The sequence below is a fragment of the Nocardia amikacinitolerans NBRC 108937 genome, assembly GCF_001612615.1.
In the GTDB taxonomy this organism is placed as follows: Bacteria; Actinomycetota; Actinomycetes; order Mycobacteriales; family Mycobacteriaceae; genus Nocardia; species Nocardia amikacinitolerans.
The window spans coordinates 14,563-31,428 of record NZ_BDAU01000020.1; the positions used below are offsets into that span (position 1 = coordinate 14,563).

A 16,866-nucleotide genomic window follows, 5' to 3' on the forward strand; every position below is an offset into this window, starting at 1 on the left:
TCATGGGCGGCACACCGCCGAGTGCGCAGTGCCACCGATCTGCGAGAACAGACCGCGGGGGAACAGCACGCCGTAGAGCGAGACGTCCAAGCCGCAGAGGTAGGCGTTGGCGTAGGCGCCCTCCGAGGTGTGCCTGCCCGCCGCCGAGAGGACGTGCGGCAGGTCGATCGCGGCCTGGTCGAGCTTGGCGCCGTTGTCCAGCAGCAGCGTCAGCGCGGCGCTGGTGGAGTTCTGCGCCGTCTGCAGCCGCGGCTGGATGTTGCCGACCATGCCGACCAGCGACGTGGTCGCGCTCGCGATCTGCTCGGTGGAGGCGAGCAGCGACTGACCCTGCTCGTACAGTCCGCCGATCAAGGCCCGGGTCTGCGTCACCAGGGTCTCCAATTCATCACCTCGTTTGGCCAAGCCCGCCATCACACCGGACAGGTTGGCGATCACGTCGGACAGGATCGCGTCGCGACGCTGGAAATCGGTGGCCAGCTGGGCGGCCTGCACGATGAACGAGCTCAGCGAGACGCCGTCGCCCTGCAGCGCCTGGATGAACGTCTCCGAGAGCCGGTTCACCTGTTCGGGCTGCAGCACCTGGAACAGCGGCTGGAACCCGTTGAGCAGACCCGACACGTCGAACGACGGCTCGGTCCGCTCCAGCGGAATCGAGGCCTTGTCCTTCAGCGGCGCCGGGTTGGACGCCTCGCCGGGAGCAAGCGCCACGTACCGCTGGCCGATCAGGTTCTGGTAGCGGACAAGGGCTTTGGTGTCGTCGTAGATGGTCTGGTCGCTCTGCACGATGAACGTCACGTTCGCGACCGACTTCTTCGTCCGATCGTCGCGGGCCAGCTCGATCTTCTCGACCTTGCCCACTCGAACGCCCGCCATGCGCACGTCGTCGCCTTCGCGCAGACCGAGCACATCGGTGAACGTCGCGGAATAGGTCTTGGTATCGCCCGCGACGACTCGCGCGAGGGTGTTCCAGACGACCACCGTCACCAGGATGGAGACGATCGCGAAGATACCGAACCCGATCAGCGGCTTCTTGATACTCATCGCGAAGCACCGCCTTCGGACACTTCCATCGTTCCGCCCTTCAGAATCGGACTCAGCAGCAAGTATTCCGCGGTGGTCGGCTTGCGGCCGAGCAGCTTCTCGATCGCCGCGTCACCCTGGTAGGAGATCGGCCTGCCGGCCGCGGGCGCGTCCGCCGGGGCCGCCGCGGGTGCGGGGGCGGGCGGCAGCAGGCCGGGCAGGACCGGGAACAGACCCTCGAGCGGCGTACCCGCGAACGGCTGCTGCGCGGTTTCCTGCAGGTCGGCGACGACTCGGCCCGGATCCGGCATGGTGACGCCGGGGATCAGCGGCAAGCCGGGCATCGGCACCACCGGAGGCAATCCGGCGGCCGATTCCAGCGCGCGCGGCCGCAGGTTCTCCGGCAGCGGCGGCAGCTCATTCACCTCGGGCGCGGTGGCGCAGCTCGGTCCGGCCATCTCGTCGTAGCGCGGGCAGTCCGCGACGGTGTACGGCTTGTACGGCGTGAGCGTGATGCCCGCGTTCCAGATCTGCTGCTGCTGCGGACCCCAGCGGAACGTGGTGTTCATCGCCCGGACCGACTCGCTCAGGTTCAGCAGCGTCCTGGTGATCGCGGTGGGGTCGGCGGTGAGCGCGCCGAACAGGTCGGAGGTGCCGACGGTGACTTCCTTGCCGACGTTCGGGTTGCGGGCGAACAGGTCGTTCACCCGGTCGACGGTGCCGCTTGTCCCGGTGATCAGCGCGACGAGCTCGTCGCGGCGTTCGGCGATGGTGCTCGCGGTCTGCACCGAGCTGCCGAGCACGTCGAGCAGTTCGGGGGCCGACTCGTTCAGCGCGCGGAACGAGCTGGAGAAGTCGTTCAGGAAGACGCCGAGATCCGGGATGGACTCGTCGACGGCGAGCACCCAGCGGTCCAGCCGCTCGATGGTCGAGCCAGGCATCCGGCCGCTGCCGTCCAGCGCCTGCGAGAGGGTGCCGAGCACCCGGCCGAACTGCACGGGGTCGAGCTTCTCCAGGATGTTGCGGACCGTGGTCAGCGTGTCCTGGAGCGCGATCGTGCCCTTGCTGCGGTCCTCCTCGATGACCGACCCTTCCTTCAGGTAGGTGTCGGACGGGCCGTTGAAGACCAGTTCGATGGAGGTGACGGCGAACAGGTTGCTCGGCACGACGCGCGCGGTCACGTTGGACGGGATGTCGCCCGCGTACTCCGGCTTCAGCTCGATCTGCACCTTCTGCAGTTCGCCCTTGGCCGCGACCTCGACCTCGTCGACCGCGCCGACCAGGACGCCGCGGAACTTCACGTCGGCTTCCGAAGGCAGGCCGTCACCGGTGGTGGTCAGCTGCGCGACGACGTTCACCTTCGGTACGAAGTAGCCGGTGTAGCGCGCCATGAGGAAGCCGAGCACCAGCGCGAAGACGATCAGTCCGCACACGCCCGCGATCAGCAACTGCCGCATCGTGGGCCCGCGCCCACTGGGATCGATGATCATCTGGCCCTTACCCCGAGATCCGGATTCCGGGGTTGACGCCCCAGATCGCCAACGTCATGAAGAGGTCCGCGAAGACGACCAGGATGATGCACATCTTGATCGCCCGCCCCGCCGCGACACCCACGCCTTCCGGCCCACCCGAGGCGAAGAAGCCGTAGTAGCACTGGATGAAGGTGGTGATCGCGACGAAAATGATCGCTTTGAGCAGCGAGTACAGCACGTCGGTCGGTATCAGGAACTGATAGAAGTAGTGCGCGTAGGTGCCGCTCGCGGTGCCGCCGATCAGCTGCACGGTCAGCGAGCAGGAGATGTAGGCGGTCGCGAGACCGAGGCAGTACAGCGGGACGATCGCGATGATCGCCGCGAACATCCGGGTGCTGACCAGGTACGGCAGCGGCCGGATGGCCACCGACTCCAGCGCGTCGATCTCCTCGGAGATGCGCATCGCGCCGAGCTGCGCGGTGAATCGACAACCCGCCTGCGCCGCGAAGGCCAATGAGGCGAGCAGCGGACCGAGTTCGCGGGTGGTCGCGAACGCCGAGATCGCGCCGGTGATCGGGCTCAGGCCGAGCAGGTTCAGCGAGGTGTAGCCCTGGATGCCGACGGTCATGCCGCCGAACGCGCTCAGGATCACGATGACGCCGATGGTGCCGCCACCGACGACCAGGTTGCCGTTGCCCCAAGTGACGTCGGAGAGCAGCCGCCACACTTCCTTGGGGTACTGCTTGAGCGCCAGTGGAATGGAGCCGACGGAACGCAGGAAGAAGAAGACCTGGTGGCCGAGCCGAGCGACGAGATCGACCGGCGCCTGCGCGGAACGCTTGAGTCCCTGGAGTGGCCGCAGCAGCGGCGGTACGTAGGTTGATGACACCGGCTCAGACCACCTGTGGGGGGAAGAGTGCGTTGTAGACCTGGGTGATGATGAGGTTCACGCCGAAGAGCATCAGCGCGGAACTCACCACCGCCGAGTTGACCGAGTTCGCGACGCCACCGGGTCCACCGCGCGTGTTCAGGCCGGTATCGCAGGCGATGATGGCGGCGAGCAGACCGAAGATCAGCGACTTCACCAGCGCGACGAGCAGATCGCGGGTCACGGCGAACGACGAGAAGGTGCTGACGTACGAGCCCGGCGTACCGCCCTGGGCGAAGATGTTGAAGATGTAGCCGGTCAGGAAGCCGACGAAGACGACGAAGCCGCAGAGCAGGACACTGACCAGCATCGCGGCGCCGAGCCGAGGCGCGACCAGGCGGCGCATCGGGTCCACGCCCATCACCTTCATGGCGTCGATCTCCTCGCGGATGGTGCGCGAGCCGAGATCGGCGCAAATGGCCGAGCCGACCGCGCCCGCGATCATGATCGAGGTGACCAGCGGTGCGCCCTGCTGGATGATGCCGAGGCCGTTGGCCGCGCCGATGAACGACGTCGCGCCGACCTGTCCGGCCACCGCACCGACCTGGATCGAGACGATGACGCCGATGGGAATCGCGACGAGCAGCGTCGGCGCCGCGGCCACATTGGCCATGAAGGCGCACTGACGCACGAATTCGCCGAAGGGGAACCGTCGCCGGAAGATGGCGAGGACGAGTTCCGCCACCGCGGCGATGCCCATCGTGATCTGTCGGCCGAAGGTCTCCAGTGACCGCTTGGGATGGTCTTCCCAGTACGACCTCGTCCAATCGACCGCTTCACTTATCCGTGATCCCGTGGGAGGACTCTTGGTCGACTGCACTGGCTAACCCCTCTCGACGCCGGTTGCTCACCCCGACGACTTGTTTGCTTGACGCACCTTACTACGGAGTAGTGCGGAACACACCATCGTCATGTGATTGCAGTCATAGATGCGAGTCACTGTCGGGAAAAGCCCTCGAGCACGTGCTCCAACCTTTGTCTTGCGTCCCAAAATAAAGCGTCCAGATTTTAGAACAGGTTACAGTTGAGGCCCCTCTATATGGGCGTCGTCCTCTATCACCGATCAATTACACGGAAACTATTCATCTAAATTTGACGCCTTTTCGAAGGCCTTCCGAATGTGTTCGATCCCGATTGGAAACGCATTGGGCGTGTCGAACGACGACCTTTGTTATAGATCGTAGCTATCACTATTACGATTCGGCGGCACCCTCCGCCGGAGCACCCGTACGGGACGCGCCCGAGACCGAATACTGACACGATGTATGCGACAGATTGATATCGTGCGGGCTTCCGACGTCTGGAGGGACATGTTCAGCAAACTCGCCAAGGCGGCCAACGCCGTCTTCGCCGTCGCCCTCGGTGCGGCGCTGCTCGGGACGGGCGCAGGCCCCGCGGCCGCCGCGCCAGGTCCGCCGGTGATCGGGGGCGGATCCGGCATCGTCATCGACAACATGTTCGAGTGCACCGTCACCACGGTTGGTCACGACAACGCGGGCCGACTGGTCGGGCTCACGGCCGGACACTGCGGTGACCCTGGCGCGGAGGTGTACGCGGAGGTCGATCGCGAGGCGGGCGTGATCGGTCGCTTCGTCTACTCCAACTCGGAGCTCGACTACGCCGTCATCGAGTTCGAGCCGGGCGCGATCACCCCGGTCAACCGGGTCGGCAACGTCACCATCACCGGCATCGGCGGACCAGCCCAGTTCCCGATGATCGTCTGCAAGGAAGGCCGGACCACCGGCAACACCTGTGGCATCACCTACGGCGACGTGTTCGGCACCAACATCGAGACCTGGACCCAGATGTGCGTCGTCGAAGGCGATTCCGGCGCACCCGTGGTCGCGGGCACGACCCTGGTCGGCATGGTGAACGCCTACCTGGCGATCGCGTGCTTCGGCCCCGAGGTCGGCACCAACATGAGCGCGATCATGAACGACCTGAACGCGCGCGGCGGCCCCGGCGCTGGTTACGTGCCGATCTGATCGGCCACGGCACAGACGACGAGGAGCGGGCGACATCGCCCGCTCCTTTCTTTTACGCGGGGTTCGTAGCCTTCGGCGCGACCGCAGGACCCGCGACCGCGCACTGCGGCAGGCACTCGACGCTCGCCGGGTCCGGCGCCCGGCGCGGCGGACGCAGCAGCACGGCGGCGATCAGTGCGCCGGCGGCCAACAGCCCGACGCAGATCCACATCGCGGTCTCGAACCCGTCGTCGAACGCGGCCGGGTCGGTGAGCGAGCCGGAGATGCCCGCGAGCCCGGGCAGCGCGGCGACCGCGAGCAGCTGAGCGGTCCTTGCCACGGCGTTGTTCACGCCGGAGGCGATCCCGGCCTCGGACGCGGGCACCGCGCCGAGCACGGCGCCGGTGAGCGGGGCGACGAGCACGGCGAGCCCGAGCCCGAAGACCACCACGCCCGGCAGCACATCGCCGACGTATCCGGCGGCCGGTCCGATGCGAAGTAGCAGGATCAATCCCGCCGCTGCCAGCAAGGGTCCGAGCGTCATCGGGACGCGCGGCCCGTGCACCTGTGCCCACCGTCCCGCGGGCGCGGACAGCGCCAGCATGATCAGCGTGATCGGCACCGTGGCCAACCCGGAGAGCAACGGCGAGTAGCCCGCCACCAGCTGGAGCTCCATGACGAGCAGGAAGAAGACGCCGCCGAGCGCGGCGTAGACGGCCAGCGTCACCAGATTGGCCGCGGTGAACACCCGGGAACGGAACAGCGCGGGCGGCACGAGCGGATGGTCGCTGCGTACCTCGATCACCACGAAGACCGCGAGCAGCAGCACGCCGGAGACGGCGAGCAGCGGCATCGCGTCGATCAGGCCGAAGGTCAGCGCGCCGAGGGCAAGCGCGACCACCACCGCGCCGGGGACGTCGAGCCGCGCGGCGGCGTTCGGGTCCGAACTCTCCGGCACGTGGCGCAGCGCGACGACAACGACCACGGCGACCAGCGGCACGTTGATCAGGAAGATGGACTGCCAGCCCACCCAGTCGATCAGCCAGCCGCCGAGGAACGGCCCGAGCGCGCCCGCCACGCCGCCGAAGCCGGACCACAGCCCGATCGCCGCGCCGCGGTCGCGTTCGTCCAGCGACGAGGAGATCAGCGCGAGGCTGCCCGGCGTGAGCATCGCCCCAGCCACGCCCTGCAACACCCGCGCCGCGACCAGCATCTCGATGTTCACCGCCGCCGCGCACAGCACCGAGGTGACCGCGAAACCCACTGCGCCCCAGACGAAGACCTTGCGCCTGCCGAGCTTGTCGCCCAGCGAGCCGCCGAGCAGGATGAACGAGGCCAGGGTCAGGGTGTAGCCGTTGAGCGTCCATTGCAGCCCGGCCACATCGGTGTCCAGCGACTCCCCGATGCGCGGCAGCGCGATATTGACGACGGTGGCGTCCAGCGAGGCGACCGAGGAGCCGAGGATGGTGGCGAGCAGGATCCAGCGTCCGGTGGCCGAACGCAGCCGGGGTAGCTCCGAGACGGTGCTCACCGGTCCAACCTATCGGTCAGAGTTCCTCGACGCAGACCACGAAATCGCGTTCCCCGTACTCGAATCCGATGCCGGTGGCGCAGGCGCCCGAGTCGCTGACGCCTTGCTCGATGCTGGTCACCCGAACGCCCTGGGTGCCGCGCTCGGTGCAGTCGATCCGCTTCGGGTCGTCGCCGCCGACGTCCATGCAGCCGCCGACCACCCAGTCGATGTCCAGGCACAGCGCGCCCTGCTGCACGCCGTTGATGGTCTCGGCGTAGTAGTTGTCGCGATCAGACGGGCAGGCCGAGCTGGTCTCGGTCTTTCCGATGACCTTGTAGTTGGACGCGCGGCTGCCGCAGGACGCCTTCGCGATGGTTGCGTTGGTCGTGGTGCCGCCGAGGGTGACGCAGTCGCCGATGGACGCCTCGAAATCGGTGCTGCCGCCGGTCGGCGTCGGGCGGCCGGAGGTCGGCCTGCCACTGGATTTGGGCGCGGAGGTTTTCGGTGTGCTGGTGTTGACGGCGTCGACGGTCCCGCTGTCCAGCGCGGGCTGCGCGGTGCCGTCGATGGTCGAGCTACACGCCATCAGGGTGAGCGCGGTGGCGGCGGTTCCGAGCGCGAGCGCGAGACCGGATAGCAGTTGGCGAGACACGTACAGTCCTCCCGAGCTGTAACGCTCCGAACTCACACCCCCGTAAGAATCCGAAGTTGACGATCTGATCTTCAAATATCACGCCATGCATACACCATCACGGACGCGGTAGTCGAGTCGAAAGGGACACAGTCCGAGGCGTGCTGCGGAAAGGCCTCGCAGGCAATCGACCTGGGTATGGTGGGCCCTACGGTGTGAAAGGGGTAGACCGTGAAGCTGATCAGCGCGATCATCTGCTCGACCGCCGCGGTGGGATCCTCCTTCGCACTTCCGGCCCTCGCTTCGGCAACCGATGTGCATTGCGGTGCGGAGCACGGCGTGGACGTCACCGTCATCGATGGTCGTGCCGGGTGCCGGGCCACCGCCGACCCGGAAGGGCAGGCGCGATCGGCCGGTTTCGACGGGGTGGGTTACGCCCGCGCAACCGCTGGCGCGACGGCGCTCGGCGTCGGCGCGGCGGGCGGCATCGGCGCCGCCGAGGGCGCGGGCGGGATTCCGGTCGCGCTCGGCTTCGGCCCGGACGCGCTCGCACTGACCTCGATCACCGATCCCGACGCGGCGGACGGCAGGACGATCGCGGTCTCGATCGCCTTCGAAGGCTCGCGCGCCCAGGTGAGCAGCGAGGAACGCACCGTGGTGTGCCTCGGGTCCGCGGCCTTCGCGTGGAACGCGGCCACCGGTGCGTCCTGCCTCGCGACGCCGTTCGGCCGCTGGGCCGCGTCGCATTGAGCGAGCCCCCACGGTCGAACCGCCGCCGTTGGCGTCTCGTAGGTAAGGGCATGGCGACCGAGACCGCAGCACCCGCTCAGCCGCGGTTGTTCGCGCTGCACGCGCTCGCGGCGGGGTTGGACTTCGAGCGGTATTTCCGGTGGCGGCGGGCGCGCGAGGGTGATCCGTTCTACGTCAGGTTTCCCGGCTTCGGCGCGGTGCTGTTCACCGGAACGCCCGCGGGCGCGCGTGACCTGTTCCGCGCACCGATCGACCTGCTCGAACCACCGCGGCCGAATCCGATCGAGCCGCTGGTCGGACCGGCCTCACTGATCCTGACCTCGGGTGCCGCGCATCGACGGGACCGGACCTTGCTCGCGCCCTTGTTCCACGGCGCGCGGATCCGCGCCTACGGCGAGCTGATCCGGACCGCGACGCTCGACGAGATCGGCGGCGGCCCGGCGCCGTGGCGTCCGGGTGCGCGCGTCGATTCGCGCGCCGCGGCGCGGTCGATCACGCTGCGGGTGATCCTGGAGGCGGTCTTCGGTGTACGCGCCCACCGGCGACGGGCCGCGTACACCGCCGCGATCACCGAGTTCCTCACCGCCTTCTCCGGCCCGCTGCTGCTCGTGCCCGCCCTGCGGTGCGGTGCGTTCGGCCGCGCGCCGTGGGACCGGTTCGTCGCGGCGCGCGCCCGCTTGGATCGGCTGATCCGCGAAGACCTCGCCGAGCGCGAAAGCACTGCGCGCCAAGACGACTCCGACATCCTCGGCCTGCTGCTGAGCGCGCGCTACGACGACGGAAGCGCACCGACCGACGCCGAACTCGGTGACCAGCTGCGCACCCTGTTGGTCGCCGGGCACGAGACCACGGCGACGAGCCTGGTCTGGGCGCTGTACCACCTGCACCGCGCGCCGGAGGCACTGCGCAAGCTGCGCGCGGAGCTGCGCGAGGCAGGCGATTCGCCCGCGGAACTCGCGGCGCTGCCCTACCTCGACGCCGTCTGCCAGGAGACTTTGCGCCTGCGTCCCCCGGTGCCGATCGTGCTGCGCCGGGTGACCGAGCCGTACGAGCTGCGCGGCGTCCACCTGGCGGCGGGCGACACGATGGGGCTCGCGCTACCCTTGCTGCACAGCGATCCGGACATTTGGGACGATCCCGAGCGGTTCCGCCCCGAACGGTTCCTGGACCATCGCTACGGCCCCTTCGAGTTCGCACCCTTCGGCGGCGGACATCGGCGCTGCGTCGGGGCGAGCCTGGCCGAGTACGAACTGCGCGTCGTGCTCGCCACTCTGCTCGGCCGGGTGCGGCTCGCGCTGCCGCCGCGCTACGCGCGCGGGCGGGCGCCGCTCTCGGTGCCGCACAACATCGCGACGGGACCGCATCGGTCGATCCCCTTCGACGTCCTGGCGTGATTTCGGTCACGAAAGCGTTTTGGCTTGCGCAAAACCGGACGGACCGCAGGTTGCCGCACTCGAACCGGACTTGCCGACCTGACCGGGCCGTTTGTCCAAAGCTGGTGACTGCCAATGGCTTATGTGTCCCAGGACACATCTGACCAGTAGGTCGAATAACCGAATATTGGTACTGGCTAGCCGTTGCATCCGGACGGTAGGAATGAACGGGGTCGGGCGTCAATACCCGTGGGGTGCTTCGCAGGCCCCCGTCAGTATCCGTGGCAGCTCCGAGGGACCCGTGACGTCCGCGCGCGGGCGCCGAGCACCACACCGATGAGCCATCTCGCCCGCGTACGCGCGCGCGAGAGCTGGAATGGACGAATAACCTATGCATGCCGCTTCGAACAACAGAACGCTGTCGACTTTCCGCGAGGAAGGACGGCTAGCCCGCCGGATCCGGCGGGGCGTTCTCTTGTCCGCGGCGATCGCGGCGGCCGGTGCCATGATCGTCGCTCCCGCTCAGGCCGAGCCGGGCCTCCCCGGAGTCGGTTCGGGATCGGCGGCCGCGGCCACCGATCCCGCCCCCCAGGCCAACTTCGCGCCGCCGAGCATCAATATCGCCGACGGCGAGACGGTCGGCGTCGCGCAGCCGATCATCATCACCTTCCAGGAGCCGGTGACCGACCACGCCACCGCCGAGAAGGCCATCAAGGTGACCGCTTCGAAGGACGCGCCCGGCCACTTCTACTGGTTCAGCGACAAGCAGGTGCGCTGGCGGCCGAACGACTTCTGGCCGGACAACACCGACGTGACGGTGGTGGCGGGCGGCACGACCAGCTCGTTCCGCATCGGCGACGCGCTGATCACCACCGCCGACGACACCACGAAGACCGTCACCGTCACCCGCAACGGCGAGGTCGTGATGGAGATGCCGGTCTCGATGGGCAAGCCCAAGTACGAGACCCCGAACGGCATTTACATCGTCGGCGAGCGCCAGCGCAAGATGATCATGGACTCGTCGACCTACGGCGTCCCGATCGACGCCCCCGAGGGCTACAAGCTCGAGGTCGAGTACGCCACCCGCATCTCCAACAGCGGCATCTTCGTGCACGCCGCCCCGTGGTCGGTCGGCCAGCAGGGCGTGTCGAACGTCAGCCACGGCTGCCTGAACGTGAGTACCGAGAACGCCCGCTGGTTCTTCGAGAACGCGCAGAAGGGCGACCCGGTCATCGTGCAGAACACCGACGGCGGGACGCTGAACTCGCGCGACGGGCTTGGCGACTGGAACTGATATCCGGGCGATAGCCACCGAAACGCCGACCGCGCACTTCCGCGCGGTCGGCGTTTTCGTTTCTCCGGCTCGCTTCGCCGCGAAATAGCCGCGCGGGGTTCGCGATTCGACAACGCACCGCCGGACTGGTCGCGTGTTCAACGCGCCGCCGGGCGATGTTCACCGATCATTAGCTGTTCAGGTCGTAAAGTTTCCGACGTGCGAATACGGCTGAAGCGCCGACACGAGGAGACGACAGCATGGCGACGGTGCATTTCGACCGGGTGACGCACCGATATTCCGGTGCGCCGAGGCCAACCGTCGAAGACCTGGATATCGAGATCGCCGACGGGGAATTCGTCGTGCTGGTCGGGCCATCGGGCTGCGGTAAGTCCACCGCTCTGCGCATGCTCGCCGGACTGGCGACGGTGGAGCGCGGGCGCGTCCTGATCGACGAGCGGGACGTCACCGACCTGCCGCCGCGCGACCGCGACGTGGCGATGGTTTTCGGAAACGACGCGCTCTACCCGAACATGACCGTCGCCGAGAACATGGGCTTCGCGCTCCGCGACGCTGGCGTGCGCGAGGCCGACGCTCAGGTTCGGGTCGACGAGGCCGCGAAGCTGCTCGAGCTCGAGGATCTGCTCGACCGCAAACCCGCGAAACTCTCCGACGGGGAACGCAGGCGCGTCGCGCTTGGACGGGTGGTCGTGCGCAGGCCGCAGGTCTTCTGCATGGACGAACCCCTGTCCAACCTGGTCGCCGGGCTGCGGGTGAACACATGGTCCCAGATCGCCTCCCTACAGAAGCGCCTCGGCACCACCACCGTCTACGCCACCCAGGATCAGATCGAGGCGATGACCATGGGGGACCGGGTCGCCGTGCTCCGCGAAGGCAAGCTCCAGCAGCTCGCCGCCCCGCGCGTTCTCTACGACGACCCGGTCAACACGTTCGTCGCCGGCTTCATCGGCGCACCGGGCATGAACCTGCTCGACGCCCCGGTGCGCGACGACGCCGCGGTACTCGACGACCTGCGTATCCCGCTGCCGCGTAGCGTGCGGCCGGGCGCGCGCGTCATCGTCGGCGTCCGCCCCGAAGCCTGGGAGATCACCACCGATTCCGCCGCGAGCCTGTCGATCGCCGCCGAGCTCGTCGACGAAGTCGGCGGCGAATCGTTCCTGTACGGCCACGCGCTCTCCGACGACTGGCGCAGCCGCACGGGCAGAGTGGTTGTCCGCGTCGACCACCACTTCCGCGCCGCCCTCGGTGCCCCGCTGCAGCTGCGGCCCAAGCCCGACGAAGTCTTCTTCTTCGACGCCGAGACCGAAACCCGCCTTCGCTGAATCCTTTTCGGCGCTACCAGATCTTCACGCGTTCGCCGGGTTCCAGGTAGAGGGCGTCGCCGGGGCGAACGTCGAAGGCTTCGTGGAAGCTGTCGATATTGCGCACGACGGCGTTGCACCGGAATTCGGGCGGCGAGTGCGGATCGACGGCGAGGCGGCGGATGGCCTCCTCGGTGCGGGCCTTGGTCCGCCAGACCTGGGCCCAGCCGTAGAACACCCGCTGCAGTCCGGTGAGGCCGTCGATGACCGGGGGCTCGGCGCCGTTCAGCGAGATCTTGTACGCCTCCAGGGCGATGGACAGGCCGCCGAGATCGCCGATGTTCTCGCCGATGGTGAACTCGCCGTTGACGGTGTGCTCGTCGGACAGGTCCTTCGGGGAGAGCACGTTGTACTGATCGATCAGCGCCTTGGTGCGCTTGGCGAACTCGGCACGATCGGCGTCGGTCCACCAGTCGATCATGTTGCCGTCGCCGTCGTACTTGGCGCCCTGATCGTCGAAGCCGTGGCCGATCTCGTGACCGATCACCGCGCCGATGCCGCCGTAGTTGGCCGCGTCGTCGGCGTTCATGTCGAAGAACGGCGGCTGCAGAATCGCCGCGGGGAAGACGATCTCGTTCATGCCGGGGTTGTAGTAGGCGTTGACCGTCTGCGGGGTCATGAACCACTCGTCCCGGTCGACCGGTCCGCCGAGCTTGTTCAGGTCGCGATCGTGCTCGGCCGCGTAGCCGCTGCGGTAGTTGCCGACCAGGTCCGCGGGATCGATGACGACGGCGGAGTAGTCGCGCCAGCGCTCCGGGTAGCCGATCTTCGGGGTGAACTTCTCCAGTTTGGCCAGCGCGGCCTTCCTGGTGTCCGGCCCCATCCACTCCAACTCGGAGATGTTGCGGCGGTAGGCCTCCTGGAGATTGGCGACCAGCTCGACCATCCGAGCCTTCGCCTCCGGCGGAAAGTGCTCGGCCACATACAGTTTGCCGACCGCCTCGCCGAGCAGTTCCTGCACGAGGGAGACGCCGCGCTTCCAGCGCTCCCGATTCTCCTGGGCGCCGGTGAGCGTGCGGCCGTAGAAGTCGAAGTTCTCCTCGACCAGTTCTTCGGTGAGATACGGTGCGCGCGAACGCAGCACACGCCACGCCGCCCACGCCCGCCAGTCGGCGAGATCCGCCTCGGCCCAGGTCTGCGCGAAGGTGCGCAGGTAGGAGGGCTGGCGCACGACCACCTCGGCGAACAACTCCGCGACCGGCTTGCCGACGCCCTCGGCGAGCGCCGAAGCCCAGGCGTGCCAATCGAATTCGGGGTTCTCGGCGACCAGCGCGTCGAACGTGACCAGGTTGTAGCTCAGTTCGGCGTCGCGGCGGCGGACCACGTCCCAGTGGCCCGCGGCCAGCTTGCGCTCCAGCTCGAACACCCGCTGCCCGATCGAGTCCAGGTCCTCCGGGAGCAGCGCGGCGATGCGCGGATCGGCGGCGGCGAGCGCGAACTTGCGGCCGATGTGCGCGATGTACTTGGTGCGGATCTCGGCGAATTCGTCCTGGCGGTAATAGGACTCGTCGGGCAGGCCGATGCCGGATTGGGTGGCGTGCACCAGGTAGCGGGTGGAGTCCTTGTCGTCGGTGTCGACGTAGAGGGCGACCGCGCCGCCGACACCGGTGCGCTGGAGCCGCCCGAGCAGCGCCGCGAAGGCGCCGCGGTCGGCGACCTCGTGCACGGCGGCGAGTTCGGCGGAGATCGGCGCGAGCCCGGCGGCGGCGACGGTCTCGGTGTCCATGAAGCTGGAGTACAGGTCGCCGATCTTGCGCGCGTCAGTGCCCGGCTCGGCGCCGGCGGCGGCGGCGTTCTGGATGATGGCCTGAACGTCCAGTTCGGCCTGGTCGTACAGCGCGCGGAACGCGCCGTCGACCGCGCGGTCGGCCGGAATCCGATATTCGTCCAGCCATTTGCCGTTGACATGCGCGAACAAGTCGTCCTGCACGCGCACGGCGTCGTCGAGGTGGGACAGGTCCAGGCCGGACGGGCTGATCGGTTCGGAAGTCACGATCTCCAGTATGCCGAGTTGGCGCGGCGCGGCGAGGTGCGAGTCGTCGGGGCCGGGGCACTTTCACGCAGAGTGAACCCCGGCCGCGCGGGCGACCGGGGTGGGCGGTCAGGCAGGAAGGATGATGCGGTCGAATTCGCCGTCGTAGGCGCCTGCGAGGAAGGCTTCCCACTCTTCGGGGGTGTAGGTGAGGGCGACGTCGCCGTGGCGGAGCGTGGTGGTGCCGTCCGCGGCGGTGTGAACGACCAGGTCGGTGTGCGGTCGTCCACTGGTGAGCAAGGTCAGGAACGAGGTCCATGCGCTCGCGGTGACGGTGATGATGGGCTCTTCGGCGGGGCGGTTGGCCGGGTTGCGGCGGTATTTGCTGTCACGGATGAGCACCGCATCACCATCGAACCTGACCTCGACGCATTGGTTGCCGTTGTTCGATCGGGTCGACGTGAACCAGCCGGAGGATTCCGGCCGGTCGCTAGCGGTGGTGGCCATGGGCAGGATTTTACCCGAGCGCGTGCCGCCTGATCAGGGCCAATGACTCGTCACGGGTCAGCGATTGCTCGAGCGCCCGCAGGTAGGCGAAGCTCAGATCGCGCACCAGATCGGGGTCGTCGACCGCGCCGCCGAACACCGCGCTCTCGGCCCAGCCGAAGGTCGGCAACTGCTCGCCCGCGAAATCGATCAGGTGGAAGCTGCATCCGCCGAGGGTGGCGCCCGCGGTCGCGGCGAACGGGATGACGCGCACCTCGACGCTGTCCAGCTCTTCGATCAGCTTGGCCAGGTGCTCGAGCTGACCGCGCAGCACCGAGGGGCCGCCGGTCTGCTGCAACAACGCCGCCTCGCCGATGACGGCGGTGAGCTCGACGCGGTCGGGTCCACGCAACCGATCCTGCCGACGCATGCGAATGGCCACCAGCTGTTCGACCTGCACCGGGCGGATCATCACGTCGGCGCTGATGAGCGCGCGAGCGTAGGCCTCGGTCTGCAGCAAACCCGGAACGATGAGGCTGTCGTAGCTGCGAATGCTCTGCGCGCCGTGCTCCATGCCGTACAGCCGCTGCAACTCGGGACCGATCAGCGCGGAGGACTTGGCCCACCAGCCGCGCTGCTTGCTCGCGTCCAGCAGGGCGAGCAACTCGGTGCGCTCCTCGGCGGTGACTTCCAGCAGCTCGAGCACGGGACCGATGGTGTTGCCGGTGAGCACGCGCCTGCCCTTCTCCACGTGCGACCAGTTGGCCGGGGTGAAGCCGACCCGCTTGGCGAAGGTCGCGGAGTCGAAGCCGCGCTGCTCGCGCAGTTCGCGAAGGCGCAGCACCAGTTCCCAACGCGCGACAGTAGGCGAGACGGGTGCCATGACACGCGATGCTACGCCTCGGCAACACGCCAGCGTGTGACTATTGTCAACCTAGTTGCGCAGGACTAGGGTCGACACCAGCGGCCGATTCACCCGTCACGTTCCCTCCGCATCGAGGCGAGGTTCGTCATGAGCACGTTCCGCACCGAATCAGGCAGTCACGGTCCGCTCGGGCAACCGGACGCCTCGCCATCCCACGCGGCCGCTCCGGAGTTCTCGGCCACCCAGGACGCGTTCGTCCGCTGCCGCCACTACCGCAAGGACAACGGGCTCTACGCGGTGGTCGACCCGGCGCTCGGCCGCATCATGCTGGAGGTCGGCGCCGTCGGCGCGGTCGTCATGCCCGCCTCGCTCGGCACGAAAGTGCGCGCGCTGCTCACCGCGGGCGGGCGACGCGGCGGACCGATCATCGGGCATCCGCGTTCCGGACGCTGGACCTTCCTGACCGGGCCGACCGACAACTCCTACCTGGACATGGCCCTGTTCGCCGACCTGTTCCGGGTCTGCGCCTCGGTCGCCCTGCCAGGCAGCACGATCGTGCTGCCCTCGCCCGCCGACGAACACAGCGGCTACCGCACCTGGATCGCGCGGCCGGATATGGACTACCGGCCGGAGCTACCCGAGGTGATCGCCGCTACCAGGACCGCGGCGATCCCGTCCAAAGACAAGTGAGTTCGGCTACGGCGTCGGCCGCGGCGTGAGCGTCACGCTGAAGCGGTCCTCGATGTTCTGGTTCCACTTCCGCTCGCACTCGTCGATCTTGGCCTGATCGTTGCCCGCCTTGTCCAGGCAGTCGATGAAATCCTTGCCCCCGGAATCGACGAAGAAGCTCCAGCCGACGATGGCGATGAGGACCGCGCCGATCAGCGCGAGCACGCTCAAGATCAGACCGGTGACCGCCATGCCGGTGCCGCCCGCGGTCCCCTTGCGCGCCTTGACGAACGCGATGATGCCGAAGATGAGTCCGAACAACCCGAACAGGAAGCCGCCGAGAATGGACCAGAAGGTAAGCAGCGCCAGGATGCCGAGCACCAACGCGGTGATGGCCAGGCCCTTGCCCTTCGGCGATTCCTGCCAGTAGCCACCCTGTCCCGGCGGTGGGTATCCGCCGGGTGGCGGCGGATACTGGCCCGGCGGCGGGTATTGGCCGGGCGGTGGATATTGCGACATGGACTTCCTCTCAGTCGGTGCCGCTGGGGGACTCGCTGCGGGTCTC

Annotated in this window: 16 protein-coding genes; 6 read left to right on the top strand and 10 right to left on the bottom strand. The window is 68.0% G+C overall.

Going from position 1 to position 16,866, the window contains the following annotated elements; genetic code table 11:
• Genes NAM01S_RS16745 through NAM01S_RS16760 form a run of 4 tightly spaced genes read right to left on the bottom strand, consistent with a single transcriptional unit; the run spans position 1 to position 4,207 of the window.
• Positions 1-1,044, bottom strand: a complete 1,044-nt coding sequence (locus tag NAM01S_RS16745; protein ID WP_067786259.1) for an MCE family protein — start codon at positions 1,042-1,044, stop codon at positions 1-3.
• On the bottom strand, positions 1,041-2,513 hold the full coding sequence (locus NAM01S_RS16750; RefSeq protein ID WP_067786261.1) for an MCE family protein: 1,473 nt from the start codon (positions 2,511-2,513) through the stop codon (positions 1,041-1,043). The genes NAM01S_RS16745 and NAM01S_RS16750 overlap by 4 nt, the downstream gene beginning before the upstream one ends.
• 7 nt (positions 2,514-2,520) lie before the next feature.
• Positions 2,521-3,384 (bottom strand): MlaE family ABC transporter permease, encoded by an 864-nt coding sequence (locus NAM01S_RS16755; protein WP_067786262.1) that lies wholly within the window; start codon positions 3,382-3,384, stop codon positions 2,521-2,523.
• A 4-nt stretch (positions 3,385-3,388) separates the two neighbouring features.
• Positions 3,389-4,207: an MlaE family ABC transporter permease gene (locus NAM01S_RS16760; protein ID WP_246124245.1), complete on the bottom strand. Its 819-nt coding sequence runs from the start codon at positions 4,205-4,207 to the stop codon at positions 3,389-3,391.
• 526 nt (positions 4,208-4,733) lie between these two features.
• On the opposite strand from NAM01S_RS16760, the gene NAM01S_RS16765 reads away from it, so the two are divergent.
• A complete protein-coding gene (locus NAM01S_RS16765) occupies positions 4,734-5,408 on the top strand; it encodes a S1 family peptidase (RefSeq protein ID WP_067786266.1) in 675 nt (224 codons plus the stop codon).
• Between the two features lie 52 nt (positions 5,409-5,460).
• On the opposite strand, the gene NAM01S_RS16770 is transcribed toward NAM01S_RS16765, so the two are convergent.
• Positions 5,461-6,918, bottom strand: coding sequence for an MFS transporter (locus NAM01S_RS16770; protein ID WP_067786268.1), 1,458 nt, complete (start codon positions 6,916-6,918; stop codon positions 5,461-5,463).
• 16 nt (positions 6,919-6,934) lie between these two features.
• Positions 6,935-7,552: an LppU family putative lipoprotein gene (lppU, locus tag NAM01S_RS16775; RefSeq protein ID WP_084483012.1), complete on the bottom strand. Its 618-nt coding sequence runs from the start codon at positions 7,550-7,552 to the stop codon at positions 6,935-6,937.
• 210 nt (positions 7,553-7,762) lie between these two features.
• Between lppU and NAM01S_RS16780 the strand changes: the two genes are divergently transcribed.
• The 4 genes from NAM01S_RS16780 to NAM01S_RS16795 all read left to right on the top strand — a co-directional run bounded on the left by NAM01S_RS16780 (position 7,763) and on the right by NAM01S_RS16795 (position 12,270).
• Positions 7,763-8,281, top strand: a complete 519-nt coding sequence (locus NAM01S_RS16780) for a DUF6764 family protein (RefSeq protein WP_067786272.1) — start codon at positions 7,763-7,765, stop codon at positions 8,279-8,281.
• 50 nt (positions 8,282-8,331) lie between these two features.
• Positions 8,332-9,675 carry a cytochrome P450 gene (locus NAM01S_RS16785; protein WP_067786274.1) on the top strand — a complete coding sequence of 448 codons (1,344 nt, stop codon included), beginning with the start codon at positions 8,332-8,334 and terminating at the stop codon, positions 9,673-9,675.
• Positions 9,676-10,045: 370 nt separating this feature from the next.
• Positions 10,046-10,948, top strand: a complete 903-nt coding sequence (locus tag NAM01S_RS16790) for a L,D-transpeptidase (RefSeq protein ID WP_067786276.1) — start codon at positions 10,046-10,048, stop codon at positions 10,946-10,948.
• 239 nt (positions 10,949-11,187) lie between these two features.
• Positions 11,188-12,270, top strand: a complete 1,083-nt coding sequence (locus NAM01S_RS16795; RefSeq protein WP_067786279.1) for an ABC transporter ATP-binding protein — start codon at positions 11,188-11,190, stop codon at positions 12,268-12,270.
• A 13-nt stretch (positions 12,271-12,283) separates the two neighbouring features.
• On the opposite strand, the gene NAM01S_RS16800 is transcribed toward NAM01S_RS16795, so the two are convergent.
• The 3 genes from NAM01S_RS16800 to NAM01S_RS16810 form a co-directional block, all read right to left on the bottom strand.
• The gene (locus NAM01S_RS16800; RefSeq protein WP_301318048.1) at positions 12,284-14,311 is read right to left on the bottom strand and encodes a M13 family metallopeptidase; all 2,028 of its coding nucleotides are present in this window, start codon (positions 14,309-14,311) and stop codon (positions 12,284-12,286) included.
• A 99-nt stretch (positions 14,312-14,410) separates the two neighbouring features.
• Positions 14,411-14,788: a DUF397 domain-containing protein gene (locus NAM01S_RS16805; RefSeq protein WP_067786283.1), complete on the bottom strand. Its 378-nt coding sequence runs from the start codon at positions 14,786-14,788 to the stop codon at positions 14,411-14,413.
• A 10-nt stretch (positions 14,789-14,798) separates the two neighbouring features.
• Complete coding sequence (locus NAM01S_RS16810; protein ID WP_067786285.1) at positions 14,799-15,650, bottom strand: Scr1 family TA system antitoxin-like transcriptional regulator; 852 nt, start codon at positions 15,648-15,650, stop codon at positions 14,799-14,801.
• Positions 15,651-15,779: 129 nt separating this feature from the next.
• Between NAM01S_RS16810 and NAM01S_RS16815 the strand changes: the two genes are divergently transcribed.
• Positions 15,780-16,322 (top strand): hypothetical protein, encoded by a 543-nt coding sequence (locus NAM01S_RS16815; RefSeq protein ID WP_067786287.1) that lies wholly within the window; start codon positions 15,780-15,782, stop codon positions 16,320-16,322.
• 6 nt (positions 16,323-16,328) lie between these two features.
• Here the strand turns inward: NAM01S_RS16815 and NAM01S_RS16820 are convergent, their stop codons facing one another.
• Positions 16,329-16,820 (bottom strand): DUF4190 domain-containing protein, encoded by a 492-nt coding sequence (locus NAM01S_RS16820; RefSeq protein ID WP_067786289.1) that lies wholly within the window; start codon positions 16,818-16,820, stop codon positions 16,329-16,331.
• Positions 16,821-16,866 lie beyond the last annotated feature (46 nt).

What these genes read in the sequence shown, in the direction of transcription:
- NAM01S_RS16810 (WP_067786285.1), bottom strand. Translation starts at nt 15,650, where the DNA reads ATGGCACCCGTCTCGCCTACTGTCGCGCGTTGGGAACTGGTGCTGCGC.
- NAM01S_RS16820 (WP_067786289.1), bottom strand. Translation starts at nt 16,820, where the DNA reads ATGTCGCAATATCCACCGCCCGGCCAATACCCGCCGCCGGGCCAGTAT.
- NAM01S_RS16805 (WP_067786283.1), bottom strand. Translation starts at nt 14,788, where the DNA reads ATGGCCACCACCGCTAGCGACCGGCCGGAATCCTCCGGCTGGTTCACG.
- NAM01S_RS16765 (WP_067786266.1), top strand. Translation starts at nt 4,734, where the DNA reads ATGTTCAGCAAACTCGCCAAGGCGGCCAACGCCGTCTTCGCCGTCGCC.
- NAM01S_RS16745 (WP_067786259.1), bottom strand. Translation starts at nt 1,044, where the DNA reads ATGAGTATCAAGAAGCCGCTGATCGGGTTCGGTATCTTCGCGATCGTC.
- NAM01S_RS16785 (WP_067786274.1), top strand. Translation starts at nt 8,332, where the DNA reads ATGGCGACCGAGACCGCAGCACCCGCTCAGCCGCGGTTGTTCGCGCTG.
- NAM01S_RS16795 (WP_067786279.1), top strand. Translation starts at nt 11,188, where the DNA reads ATGGCGACGGTGCATTTCGACCGGGTGACGCACCGATATTCCGGTGCG.
- NAM01S_RS16750 (WP_067786261.1), bottom strand. Translation starts at nt 2,513, where the DNA reads ATGATCATCGATCCCAGTGGGCGCGGGCCCACGATGCGGCAGTTGCTG.
- NAM01S_RS16815 (WP_067786287.1), top strand. Translation starts at nt 15,780, where the DNA reads ATGAGCACGTTCCGCACCGAATCAGGCAGTCACGGTCCGCTCGGGCAA.
- NAM01S_RS16790 (WP_067786276.1), top strand. Translation starts at nt 10,046, where the DNA reads ATGCATGCCGCTTCGAACAACAGAACGCTGTCGACTTTCCGCGAGGAA.